Genomic DNA, 11,673 nt, shown 5'->3' on the forward strand with positions numbered 1-11,673 from the left:
TTTGAATATTGATAGCGAGGTGAATGATGGCTGATGACGGCTCAAAACAATCGACGGCGGTGTGGCCGCTGCCCAAGTTCTATTTCCAGGTGAAATGGGATTCCCAGGTCATGTCGTTTCAGGAGGTCAGCGGGCTCGACGTCCAGTCCGAGGAGATCAAGTACCGCCACGGCGACAGCCCGGAATTCGCGGTCATCAAGATGCCGGGCATGAAGAAGGTCGGCAACGTGACGATGAAAAAAGGCGTGTTCAAGTCCGACAACAAGTTCTGGGACTGGTTCAACCAGATCAAGATGAACACCGTCAAGCGCGTGCCGGTGACCATCAGCCTGCTCGACGAGACCGGCGCCCCGACCATGGTCTGGACCCTGGCCAACGCCTGGCCGACCAAGATCACCGGCACCGACCTCAAGGCCGAGGGCAACGAGGCGGCGATCGAGACCATCGAGATCGTCCACGAAGGCCTGACCATCGCCAACGGCTAAGGAGGACGGCACATGTCCCTGCTGGATTCCCTGTCCCTCGGGGACGACTACCCGCCGTCCGCCTTCTACTTCAAGGTGGTGCTCGGCGCCACCCTGGGCATGACCGACGCCTCGTTCCAGGAGGTGTCGGGCATGAACGCCGAGCTCAAGACCGAGGAGGTGGTCGAGGGCGGCGAGAACCGCTACGTCCACACGCTGCCCACCGGCATGCGGGCGCGCACCCTGGTGCTCAAGCGCGGCATTGCGCCGTTCTACTCGCCGCTGGTGATCTGGTGCCGCTCGGTGTTCGAAATGGATTTCATGGTGCCGATCGTGGCCCAGCCGGTCGGCGTCTACCTGATGAACGTCGACCGCATCCCGATCCGCGCCTGGAGCTTCGCCAACGCCTACCCGATCAAATGGGAGGTGGAGAAGTTCGGCTCGACCAAGAACGAGGTGGCGATCGAGAACATCACCCTGAGCTACAACTACTCCAACCGCCTGATCTGAACATTGTCATTGTTAGCCATCATGCCCATCGACATCCAAAACCTGCACATCAAGTCCAGCGTGGTCCAGCGCGCCTGCGATGACGGCGCCGCCCCGGCCGACGGCCTGGCACCGGCCGACGACGAACGCGCCGCCGAGCTGCGCCAGCAGATCCTGGCCGAATGCAAGCGCCTGATCCGCGACGCCCTCTACCAACGGCAGGAGCGCTAAATGGCCGGCCTGAGCACAGGATTGAAGCAGAAGTTGACGATCTGCCCGGCCAGCGGCGACAAGGTCCACACCGCCGACACCGACAACGGCATCGAGGTGCTGATCAACCCGTCGGGCTACCAGCGCACGATGGGCGTGTGCTACAGCACCCGCGCCACCCAGGGCCAGCCGGCGGCCACGCCCAAGTTCGCGCATGTCAAGCCCGAGACGCTGACGCTGCCGCAACTGGTGTTCGACGGCACCGGCGTGGTGGCCCTGGTCGGCATGGAAAGCGTCAACGCCATGATCGACAAGCTGCTCAAGCTGCTCTACAAGGTCGACGGCGACAAGCACCAGCCCAACCTGGTCTGCTTCATGTGGGGCGACCTCAAGTTCTTCGGCTACGTCACCGACGTCGCCATCGACTACACGCTGTTCAAGCCCAGCGGCGAGCCGCTGCGGGCCAAGGTCAAGCTGACGGTGCTGTCGTCGATGAACGTCGAGGAAAGCCTGCGGCGCGCCAACCTCAGCTCGCCCGACCTGACCCACCTGATCGACGTCCGCGCCGGCGACACCCTGCCGCTGCTGTGCCAGCGCGTGTACCGCGATCCGGCCTACTACCTGGCGGTCGCCCGCGTCAACGGCCTGGTCGACTTCCGCGACCTGCGGGCCGGCATGCAGCTGCGCTTCCCGCCACTGAGCTGAGCCCCGCCATGCCCGCCCCCAGCCCCCTCGCCGATGCCGACGGCATCGTCAAAATCATCATCCGCAGCAACGGCGCCGCGCTGCCGGACGACCACCGCCTGATCTCGCTGACGGTCAACAAGGCCGTCAACAAGCTGTCGCAGGCGCGCCTGATGTTCGACGACGGCGACATGCCGGAACAGGCGTTCCCGCTCAGCGACGGCGCCGCCCTGGTGCCGGGCGCGAAAATCGAGATCGAGGCCGGCTACGGCGACAGCGCCGCGCTCATCTTCGCCGGCGTGGTGGTGCGCCACGGCATCCAGATCAGCGGCGTCAACGACAGCCGGCTGGTGGTCGAGTGCCGCCACGCCGCCTTCCCGCTGACCCTGTCGCGCGACAACGCCAACCACGTCAGCGCCACCGACAGCGACGCCATCGGCGCCATCCTCTCGGCGGCCGGCGTCGCCGCCACCGTCGACGCCACCGAGGCGCAATACGACGGCCTGGTGCAGTTCCACAGCAGCGACTGGGACTTCGTGCTGGCGCGCGCCGGGGCCAACGGCCTGCTGGTGATCACCGGCGACGACGGCGTCACGGTACAGGCGCCGGCCACCGGCGCCGAGCCGGTGCTGGGCCTGACCTACGGCATCGACCTGATCAGCCTGGAGGCCGACATCGACGCCCGCACCCAGTACGCCCAGGTGACCGGCGTCAGCTGGGACCCGTCCACCCAGCAGGTGGCCGAGCAGCAGGCCAAGCCGCCCAAGCTGGGCCTGCAGGGCGACCTGGACGCGGACACCCTGGCCGCCGTCGGCGGCATCGCCGCGCTGCGGCTGCAAACGCCGGTGCCGCTGGCCACCAGCGCGCTCAAGGCCTGGGCCGGCGCGCGCCAGATGAAGGCGGCGCTGGCCCGGGTGCGCGGCAACGTGCGCTTCCAGGGCAGCGCGCTGGCCGTGCCGGGCGTGACGATGAGCCTGGCCGGGGTCGGCAAGCGCTTCAACGGCAAGGTCTACGTCAGCGCGGTCGAGCACACCATCGCCGACGGCAACTGGACCACCGAGGCCGAGTTCGGCCTGGCGCCGGACTGGACGGCGGCGCCGGGCGGCCCGGGCGGCGCCGCCGAGGCGGCCTCCGGCCTGCTGCCCGGCGTCGGCGGCCTGCACATCGGCGTGGTGAGCAAGCTCGACGAGGACCCCGCCGCCCAGCACCGGGTGCAGGTCGTCATGCCGGTGTCGCAGAACAAGACCAAGGGCGTGTGGGCGCGCCTGGCCAGCGCCTACGGCTCGGAGGCGGTGGGCGCCTTCTTCATCCCCGAGATCGGCGACGAGGTGATCGTCGGCTACTTCAACAACGACCCCGGCAATCCGGTCGTGCTCGCCAGCCTGTACAGCAGCAAGCGCACCCCGCCGTATCCGCTGACGGCCGACAACTTCATCAAGGCCATCGTCACCAAGGGCTTGCTCAAGGTCGAGTTCGACGACGACAAGAAGGTGATGACCTTGCTGACGCCGGCCGGCAACACCGTCGTCATGAGCGACGACGCCAAGTCCATCGTCATGACCGACCAGAACGGCAACAAGGTCGCGCTCGACGGCAAGGGCATCCTGCTCGACAGTCCGTTCGACGTCGTTATCAAGGCCGCCGGCAAGATCACCCACGACGCCGGCGCCAACATCGAATCGACCGCCGGGGCCGACCTCAAGCAGTCGGCGCTGAACATCAACAGCAACGCCTCGATGTCGCTGGTGGCCAAGGGCGCCTCCAGCGCCGAGCTGTCGGCGGCCGGCCAGGTCACCGTCAAGGGCGCGATGGTGGCGATCAATTGACGCCCGCCACCGCCATTCCGACCCACTCTTCATTCCAAGGACCGCCATGCCCCCCGCCGCCCGCCTGACCGACATGCATGTGTGCCCGATGGTCACCCCCGGCCTGCCGCCCATCCCCCACGTGGGCGGGCCCGTGCTCGGCCCCGGCGTGCCGACCGTGATGATCGGCAAGCTGCCGGCCGCCGTGGTCGGCGACCAGTGCCTGTGCGTGGGGCCACCGGACTCGATCGTCATGGGCTCGATGACGGTGACCATCGGCGGCAAGCCGGCCGCGCGCGTGGGCGACCCGTGCGCCCACGGCGGCTCGGTCACGCTGGGCTGCCCCACCGTCATGATCGGAGGCTAGCGCCATGAGCACGGAGCACTCCTTCCTCGGGCGCGGCTGGGCCTTCCCGCCGACCTTCAGCAAGGGCGGCGCCGGCGGCCGGGCGGCGATGACGGCCGGCGCCGACGACATCCGCCAAAGCCTGCACATCCTGCTGTCGACCGCGCCGGGCGAGCGCGTCATGCGCCCCGAGTTCGGCTGCGGCCTGAAAAACCACGTGTTCGCCAACGTCAGCCACGGCGCCATCGTGCAGATGAAGGACTTGATCGAACGCGCCATCCTGTTCTTCGAGCCGCGCATCACGCTCACCGACATCCAGGTCAGCGACCAGGACATCGCCAACGGCCGCCTCGACATCAGCCTGCACTACACGGTGCGCATGACCAACACCCGCAGCAACATGGTCTACCCGTTCTATTTCATCGAGGGCACCAATGTCAATCCGTGACGCCGCGGCGGACCAGCTGATCGTGCGCGACGGCACCAGCCAGGACGACCGCCAACTGCAACCGCTGCAGGACGGCTACTTCGACCTGGCAGAGATGCCGTTCGCCGACCTGCTGGCGATGGCGCGCGGCCACGCCGCCCTGGTCACCTTCCACCGGGCCGACAACCAGCCCGACGGCGACTGGCAGGCGTATTTCTCGGCCGACGAAACCATCGTGCTGGCGCGCATGCTGGCGGCGCGCCTGCCGATTTACCACGCCCGCTTCGAGCGCTGGTGGGATGCCTGCCGCGACCGCCGCGACGACCTGCCGCGCCCCTGGTACGCCGACGCGCGGGACTTGCCGATGCGGCCGCTGGCCGAGCTGCTCGACGGCTGGTTCACGGCGCTGGCCGACGCCCCCGGCGCCGTCGGGCGCGCGCTGCACGCGCTGCTGGCCGGCGTGATCGCCAGCCTGTGCGACGAGCGCGCCGGCTTCGCCGCGCTGCTGCCGGCGCCGGGCGTGACGCTGGGCCCGGCCTGGCGCGCGCCGCCCGGCGCCCACGCCGCGCTCAGGCCGTCGGAGCTGCGCTCGAGCTACCATTCGTATGTCAAGGCCATCGAAATGGTGCAGCAGGAGGCGCGCCGCCAGCTGCCGGCGTCGCTGGTCAGCGGCAACCACGAACCGGGCGCGGCCCTCTTGATCGCCTTCATCCGCATGGCCCAGCGCCTCGATACCCGGCTCAACCGCTACACCGGGCGCCACATCGATTTCTACTACGACCGCGTGCTGCGCGCCGGCCGCCTGGCGGCCGTGCCCGACCACGCCTACCTGGTGGTGGCGCCGTCGGCGCTCGGCGCCAGCGTCGAGATCCCCGCCGGCGCCGCCTTCATCGCCAAGCGCGACGGCCAGGAGCTGGCCTATTTCGCCGACGACGCCCTGGTCGTCAGCGACGCCCGGGTCCAGGCGCTGCACACGCTGTATTTCCACCGCGATCCGCATGTGTCGCCGGAGACCGACATGGACCGCGGCGGCCGGCTGCCGGCCGCGCTGTCGTGGCCCAGCAGCGCCTGGACGCGCGACATCGCGCCGCCACCCCGGCAGCTGCCGCCGGTGCCGCCGCCACAACGGCCGCTGCCGCTGCTGGGCGCGCCCAAGAACGGCGCCCCGGAGGCGCCGGCGCGCGACGCCCGGCTCGGGTTTGCCGTGGCCAGCAATGTGCTGCTGATGCGCGAGGGCCGGCGCCGCATCACGCTGGAGCTGCATTTCACGTCCGCCAAGCTCAAAACCCGGCTGGCCCGGCTCGAGAAGGTCATGCGCGCCCAGAAAAGCCGCGCCGGCTACGACGCCGCGGACGCGGACCAACCGCTCAGCGGGCCGCAACGGCCGCGCGCGGCCATCAACGGCACCGTCGACCAGATCGAACAGGAGGCGACCATGATGCGCATCCTCGGCGGGCTGTTCAAGATCGAGCTGACCGGCCCGGCCGGCTGGATCGCGCTGTCCTGGTACCAGCCGTCGACGCCGGACACGCGCCAGCGCTACGGCGACGGCGGCTACACGCTGGCGCTGCAGTGCGAGCTGCCGCTGGAGGCGCCGCCGGTGGTGGCCTACAACCGCGCGCTGCACGGCGAGGACCTCGACACCGCCGTGCCGGTGATGCGCCTGCTGCTCAACCCGGACAGCTACGTCTACCCCTACGGCCTGCTGCGCGACCTGACCGTGGGCGCGGCCACGGTCACGGTCGACGTCGCCGGCTATCGCCAGTTGAGCCTGAACAACCAGCTCGGCCAGCTCGACCCGGCCAGCCCGTTCCAGCCGTTCGGGCCGATGCCGGTGGTCGGTTCCTACCTGATCGTCGGCAGCGGCGAGGCGGCCGGCAAGGACCTGACCCACTTCCACCTCGACCTCGAGTGGGGCGAGCTGCCCGAGCTGGCCGGCGGCTTCGCCGAGTATTACCATGACTATTCGGCGCCGCCGTCGACCGACGAGTACCTGGCCCGGGTCGAGGCGCTGACCGACGGCGTGTGGGGCCCGGACGACAGCCGCGCGCCGCAGGTGCGCCTGTTCGCCGACGACTACCGCCGCAGCGCCAGCCGGCGCGTGCTCAAGCGCAGCCGGCTCGACTGCGACAGCGTGCTCGGCCGCCTGCACCCGCTGGCCCCCGGCCAGGCCGGCGGCGCGCCGTACAGCACCGCCGCGCGCGACGGCTATTTCAAGTTCACGCTGGCCGCGCCGCGCTTCGCCTTCGGCCACCGCGAATATCCGCAGGCGCTGGCGCACGCCATGAAACGCAGCCTGCGCAACAAGGACGGCCGCTTCCTGGCCGGCGTGCCGGAGGCGCCCTACACGCCGCTGGTGTCGGGCATCACCGCCACCTACACGGCGCGCGCCGGCATCGCCCTGCACCGCCGCGGCGACGCCCCGGCCGGCACGCTCGACGACGCGCTGCTGCACCTGCACCCGCACGGCTGGGAGGCGGTCGACGTCGCCAACGCCCGGGGGCCGACGCTGATTCCCAGCTATTCCGAGCTCGGCTATCTGCACATCGGCCTGTCGGCCAGCGACTTCGACGCCCCGCTGACCCTGTTCTTCCACCTGCAAAACGATTCGCTGCCGGATGCCCCGGCGGCGGCCGCCTGGAGCTATCTGTCCGGCAATCAGTGGCAGCCATTGCCACAGCACAACCTGCTATCGGACAGCACCGGCGGCTTCATGACGTCCGGCGTGGTGACGCTGCGGGTGCCGTCCGACATCAGCCTCGCGCACACCGTCATGCCGGGCGGCCTGTACTGGCTGCGCATCGGCGCGGCCGGCAAGCTGGGCGGCTTTTGCAGCCTGTACAACGTCCACACCCAGGGCTTGTGCGTGCGCCGCGCGGTGGCCGACATGCAGGCCACGGCGCTGCTGACCCTGCCGGCCGGCAGCATCACCGCCAGCCGCGCGCCGATTCCCGGCCTGGGCAAGGTCAGCCAGATCATCGCCAGCCGTGGCGGGCGCCTGGTCGAGGACCGCGCCCAGCGCCACACCCGCATCGCCGAACGGCTGCGCCACAAGGGCCGCGCCGTCACGCCGGCCGACTACGAGGCGCTGATCCTCGAGCGCTTCCCGGAGATCCACAAGGTCAAGTGCTTCCCCAACCTGTGCATGGACGGCGACGACCCGCGGCGCTGGGTGCGTCCGGGACGGGTGCTGATCGTCGTGCTGCCGCCGCTGCTGCCGGGCGCCCCGCTGCACGCCATGCCCCAGCTCAACGGGCTGCTGGTGGCGCGCGTCAAGGCCTACGCCCGGACGCTGGCGCCGCCGGCGGCCACCATCGACGTGCGCCACCCGGTCTACGAACAGATCCAGGTGCGCTGCACGGTGCAGCTCAAGCCCGGCCTGGCCGGCGGCCGCTACATCGCCCGCCTCAACGACGACCTGGCGCGCTTCCTGTCGCCGTGGGACCGCGGCAACGGCCGGGTCCACTTCGGCTGGAGCCTGCGCGAGCACGATGTCGAATCCTTCATCATCGGCCTCGACTATATCGCCGACGTCAGCGCCTGCTCGCTGCTGCGGGTGGCGCCGGCCGCCGACGGCGGCTACACGCTGACCGACACGGCGCTGCACGGCGTCAAGCAAGTGTCGTGGAAGTATCCGTGGAGCGTGGCGGTGGCGATCGACAAACACTTGATCGAGGTCAGCGACAAGAAGGGGCACGCGCAAACGGCCAATCTGCACACGCTCGACATCGGTTCGACATTCATCATTTCACCGGAGGCCAACGATGGCACAGCAAAGTCGTGAGTCGCTCAAGCGCTCGTTCAAACAAGGCCAGATGCCGGCGCAAAACGCGTTTAGCGACCTGATCGAGTCGATGCTCAACATCGTCGACCAGCAGTTCGACAAGACCGAGGCCGACGGCCTGAAGGTCGGGCAGATCAAACAGGGGCGCCTGATCAGTTTTTACCGCGACATCACCCACAAGAGCGCGATCTGGTCGGTCAGCATGAACCCGGGCGGCAACGGCCTGGTGTTCGGCACCGGCGGCGTCGACGACGACACCGCCGTGGACAAGGGCGACAACGCCTACAGCAAGGCGATGGAACTGCGGCCGGCGCCCGAGGTGGCGTTCGCCCCGACCACCGGCGACGCGGCGCCGCCGTCGAGCCAGTTCCAGCTGGAACTGCACGGGCGCACGGTGGCCGACGGCCGCATCGGGCGCGCGGTGGCCGGCGTGCTGGCCGACGGCGAGTGGCACGACCTCACCGGTCCGCTGACCGGCTGCCACGCGTTCGAGGTGATGGCCGGCACCGGCAAAAAAGGCTCGGGCCGCTACGCGCTGATGCACGCGTTCGCGGTCAACACCTTCCATGGCGGCAAATACGACATCACCTACCACCAGGCCCATTTCGGCAGCAAGTGCACCCGCATGCTGCTGCGCTGGACCAAGGAAAAAGGACCGGCCGGCCACACCTACCAGTTGCAGATCCGCACCGGCTGTCCGCTGGAGGAAGCCGGCACGCCCGACCGCCAGCGCACCCGCATCCAGGTCTATCTGACCCAGCTGTGGTTCGATCCGGCGATGGATGGCTGCGCGCCCGACGGCGCCGGGGGCGGCAAATGATGGCCACCGTGACCTTGCGCGACGACGAGGGCCGGCTGGTGATCGAGGCGCTGGCCGAGCTGCCGTTCAAGACCGTGTTCGAGCTGATCGGAGACCTCAACCGGCAGGCGGTGGACGGCGCCGGCGGCCCCGGCGGCCGGCCCTACCACGTCGGCAGGGACGACCTCGAGCTGATGCTGCGCGCGCTGGCGCAACTGCCGTATGAGCGGGTGCACCGGCTGCTGGAGGCGCTGCGGGCGCAGCTGACGCAGTCGCGGGGAGAGCCGGCGTGAGCGTCCCGCTGACCATCGGCCGCCTGGCGCCGGACCCCGACGGGCTGGACTTCGCCGCGCTGCAGAAGGCCGGCCTGGCCTTCGTCCAGGAGCTCAGCGGCAACCACTGGACCGACTACAACGCCCACGATCCGGGCGTGACGATACTCGACCAGCTGTGCTACGCGCTGACCGACCTGGCCTACCGCTCGGCGCTGCCGCACGAGGACTACCTGGCCGCCGCCGACGGCGCCATCGACCTGCGGCGCCACGCGCTGCACCGGCCGCAGGACGTCTTTCCCAGCGAGCCGGTCACCGACGACGACTGGCGCCGCCTGCTGTACGACCGCGTGCCCGAGATCGACGACGTCTGGTTCGACGACCGCGGCGCCGGCCTGGTCGACGTCAAGCTCAAGGCGTGCGACGACCCGGGCGCCAACGTGGCCACCGCCGCCGTGCGCAAGATCTTCGCCGCCGACCGCGCGCTGTGCCAGGACATCGCCAGCGTGGTGGTGCTGCGCACCCGCGACTTCTACCTCAGCGGCGACATCGAGGTGCGCAGCATGCGCGACGCCGCCGAGGTCTACGCCGACATCGTCTTCCAGTGCGCGCAGCAGGTCGGCTCCGGGCTGCGCCTGCACGATTACGCGCAGGCGGCCGGCGACGCCCCGGCGCTCGACAAATTGTTCTGCGGCCCGTTCACCGAGCACGGCCTGATCCGTGCCGAGGGCCGCCGCCACGCCCACGCGGCGATATCGACGCTGCGCCTGATCGGCGTCATCCGCGGCATCGAGGGCGTGCGCAAGGTGCACCGGCTGGAGGTGCTCGACGAGCACGGCCACCCGCTCGACAGCGACCCGGCCGATTTGCCGGACGGCGAAGTGCCGCGCATCCCGCTCGACCAGCAGGACCGGGGCCGCCTGAACCTACACTTCATGAGCAAGTCCGAGGCCGAACTGGGGGCCGACGACGAAGGACGGCAGGACGGCGCGCCGGCCCGCTCCAACGCCGCGCTGCGCGACGCCGCCCGGCCCCACCTGAACAAATTGCGCTTCGAGCGCCGCACCGTGCGCGAGCGCCAGGCCTCGCTCGAACACCTGGTGGTCGAGCCGCGCGGCGCGGGCAAAGCGCTGGACCATTACTATTCGATCCAACACCAGTTCCCGGCCATCTACGGCATCAACGCCTACGGGGTGCCGGCCAGCGCCGCGCCGGAAACGCGCGCCGCCGCCCGCCAACTCAAGGCCTACCTGTACATCTTCGAGCAGGCCATGGCCAACTACGTGCACGGCCTGGCCAACATCGGCCAGCTGTTCTCGATCCAGCGCAACGCCCGCCGCTCGTACTACACGCGGCCCATCACCGACGACATGTTGCCCGACATCGAAGCGCTCTACACGATGGCGCCGCACGAGATCGCGCGCCAGCTCGACGAGATCCGCCAGTGCTTCGATCCACACGAGGACCGGCGCGACCGCGTGCTCGACGTCATGCTGGCCATGTACGGCGAGCGCTACACGCAGCAATCGCTGCGCAAGTTCAATTTCTACTTCACCGCGCGGCAGGACATGCGCGCCTGGCTGCTGGAGAACAAGCGCGCCTTTCTGGTGCGCATCGCCGCCATCGGCAAACACCGCGCCGCCGGCTTCCGCTACGACCTGCCGGCCTGGAACACGGACAACGTCAGCGGCGCGCACCGCAAGATCGCCATCCTGCTGGGCCTGCACAGCCTGCGCTGCTGCCGGCCGCTGTGCGACGTGTTGCGCCGCCACGGCCTGCGCATCGTCGACGGCGACGAGGCCGGCGCCACCTTCGACCAACTGCTGGAGCGCCTGGAATCGCGCGCCGCCACGCCGGAGCTGCGCGTGCCGCGCGGCGTGTTGCACCAGCCCTTCCCGCACGACGGCGACAGCGCGCCGGCCGACGTCACCGCGCTGACGCCGGCGCAAAAACGGCGCTTGCGCCTGCTGAACATGAAAAGCGAAGGCTTTCATCTGATCGAGCACACGCTGCTGCGCCCGCGCCAGGCCGCCGACGACGCCGAGGCGAAGGACGACTTCTACAGCTTTCAGGTCAGCGTGGTCTTCCCCGGCTGGACGGTGCGCTTCGCCTCCGCCGAATTCCGCAAGCTGGCGCAGGAAACGGTGACCCTGAACCTGCCGGCGCACGTGATGCCCAACTTTTATTGGCTCGGCCACGACGACATGGAGCACTTCGAATCGCTTTACCCGGACTGGCTCGACAAGCTGCGCGCGGTGGTCAACGCGTCGCAGCAGGCCGTCGAGCCGGCCGGCGGGATGCTGGCGGCGCTGGACCAGGCGTCGGCCGGCCTGCGCCACTTCCTGCAATCGTTGCCGGCCGACGCAGGCCCGCGCTCGCGCTGGGTGTGACGT

At 69.6% G+C, this 11,673-nt stretch carries 11 protein-coding genes; all 11 read left to right on the top strand.

What is annotated here, in order from left to right; translation table 11 throughout:
* Positions 1–23: 23 nt before the first annotated feature.
* The 11 genes from JOD97_RS03695 to JOD97_RS03745 are packed head-to-tail and all read left to right on the top strand — an operon-like array spanning position 24 to position 11,670.
* On the top strand, positions 24–485 hold the full coding sequence (locus JOD97_RS03695) for a phage tail protein (RefSeq protein WP_229210421.1): 462 nt from the start codon (positions 24–26) through the stop codon (positions 483–485).
* 12 nt (positions 486–497) lie between these two features.
* Positions 498–974, top strand: coding sequence for a phage tail protein (locus tag JOD97_RS03700; RefSeq protein ID WP_229264171.1), 477 nt, complete (start codon positions 498–500; stop codon positions 972–974).
* A gap of 21 nt (positions 975–995) precedes the next feature.
* Positions 996–1,184 (top strand): DUF5908 family protein, encoded by a 189-nt coding sequence (locus JOD97_RS03705; protein ID WP_209713393.1) that lies wholly within the window; start codon positions 996–998, stop codon positions 1,182–1,184.
* Entirely contained in the window at positions 1,185–1,868 is a 684-nt protein-coding gene (locus JOD97_RS03710; protein WP_209713395.1) for a peptidoglycan-binding protein, read from the top strand.
* Positions 1,869–1,876: 8 nt separating this feature from the next.
* Positions 1,877–3,673, top strand: a complete 1,797-nt coding sequence (gene vgrG / locus JOD97_RS03715; RefSeq protein WP_209713397.1) for a type VI secretion system tip protein VgrG — start codon at positions 1,877–1,879, stop codon at positions 3,671–3,673.
* A gap of 46 nt (positions 3,674–3,719) precedes the next feature.
* On the top strand, positions 3,720–4,019 hold the full coding sequence (locus tag JOD97_RS03720) for a PAAR domain-containing protein (RefSeq protein ID WP_209713399.1): 300 nt from the start codon (positions 3,720–3,722) through the stop codon (positions 4,017–4,019).
* A gap of 4 nt (positions 4,020–4,023) precedes the next feature.
* A complete protein-coding gene (locus JOD97_RS03725) occupies positions 4,024–4,446 on the top strand; it encodes a GPW/gp25 family protein (RefSeq protein WP_209713401.1) in 423 nt (140 codons plus the stop codon).
* Entirely contained in the window at positions 4,433–8,209 is a 3,777-nt protein-coding gene (locus JOD97_RS03730) for a baseplate J/gp47 family protein (RefSeq protein ID WP_209713403.1), read from the top strand. The genes JOD97_RS03725 and JOD97_RS03730 overlap by 14 nt, the downstream gene beginning before the upstream one ends.
* Complete coding sequence (locus JOD97_RS03735; protein ID WP_209713405.1) at positions 8,190–9,029, top strand: hypothetical protein; 840 nt, start codon at positions 8,190–8,192, stop codon at positions 9,027–9,029. Before JOD97_RS03730 ends, JOD97_RS03735 begins: the two co-directional genes overlap by 20 nt.
* Entirely contained in the window at positions 9,026–9,301 is a 276-nt protein-coding gene (locus tag JOD97_RS03740; protein ID WP_209713407.1) for a hypothetical protein, read from the top strand. Before JOD97_RS03735 ends, JOD97_RS03740 begins: the two co-directional genes overlap by 4 nt.
* On the top strand, positions 9,298–11,670 hold the full coding sequence (locus JOD97_RS03745; RefSeq protein ID WP_209713409.1) for a hypothetical protein: 2,373 nt from the start codon (positions 9,298–9,300) through the stop codon (positions 11,668–11,670). Before JOD97_RS03740 ends, JOD97_RS03745 begins: the two co-directional genes overlap by 4 nt.
* The last annotated feature ends 3 nt before the right edge of the window (positions 11,671–11,673 follow it).

Source organism: Duganella sp. 1411, from assembly GCF_017833525.1.
Lineage (GTDB): Bacteria > Pseudomonadota > Gammaproteobacteria > Burkholderiales > Burkholderiaceae_D > Rugamonas.

Coding starts and splice junctions, on each gene's coding strand:
- JOD97_RS03695 (WP_229210421.1), top strand. CDS start 24: ATGATGGCTGATGACGGCTCAAAACAATCGACGGCGGTGTGGCCGCTG.
- JOD97_RS03725 (WP_209713401.1), top strand. CDS start 4,024: ATGAGCACGGAGCACTCCTTCCTCGGGCGCGGCTGGGCCTTCCCGCCG.
- JOD97_RS03700 (WP_229264171.1), top strand. CDS start 498: ATGTCCCTGCTGGATTCCCTGTCCCTCGGGGACGACTACCCGCCGTCC.
- JOD97_RS03730 (WP_209713403.1), top strand. CDS start 4,433: ATGTCAATCCGTGACGCCGCGGCGGACCAGCTGATCGTGCGCGACGGC.
- JOD97_RS03710 (WP_209713395.1), top strand. CDS start 1,185: ATGGCCGGCCTGAGCACAGGATTGAAGCAGAAGTTGACGATCTGCCCG.
- JOD97_RS03735 (WP_209713405.1), top strand. CDS start 8,190: ATGGCACAGCAAAGTCGTGAGTCGCTCAAGCGCTCGTTCAAACAAGGC.
- vgrG (WP_209713397.1), top strand. CDS start 1,877: ATGCCCGCCCCCAGCCCCCTCGCCGATGCCGACGGCATCGTCAAAATC.
- JOD97_RS03720 (WP_209713399.1), top strand. CDS start 3,720: ATGCCCCCCGCCGCCCGCCTGACCGACATGCATGTGTGCCCGATGGTC.
- JOD97_RS03705 (WP_209713393.1), top strand. CDS start 996: ATGCCCATCGACATCCAAAACCTGCACATCAAGTCCAGCGTGGTCCAG.
- JOD97_RS03740 (WP_209713407.1), top strand. CDS start 9,026: ATGATGGCCACCGTGACCTTGCGCGACGACGAGGGCCGGCTGGTGATC.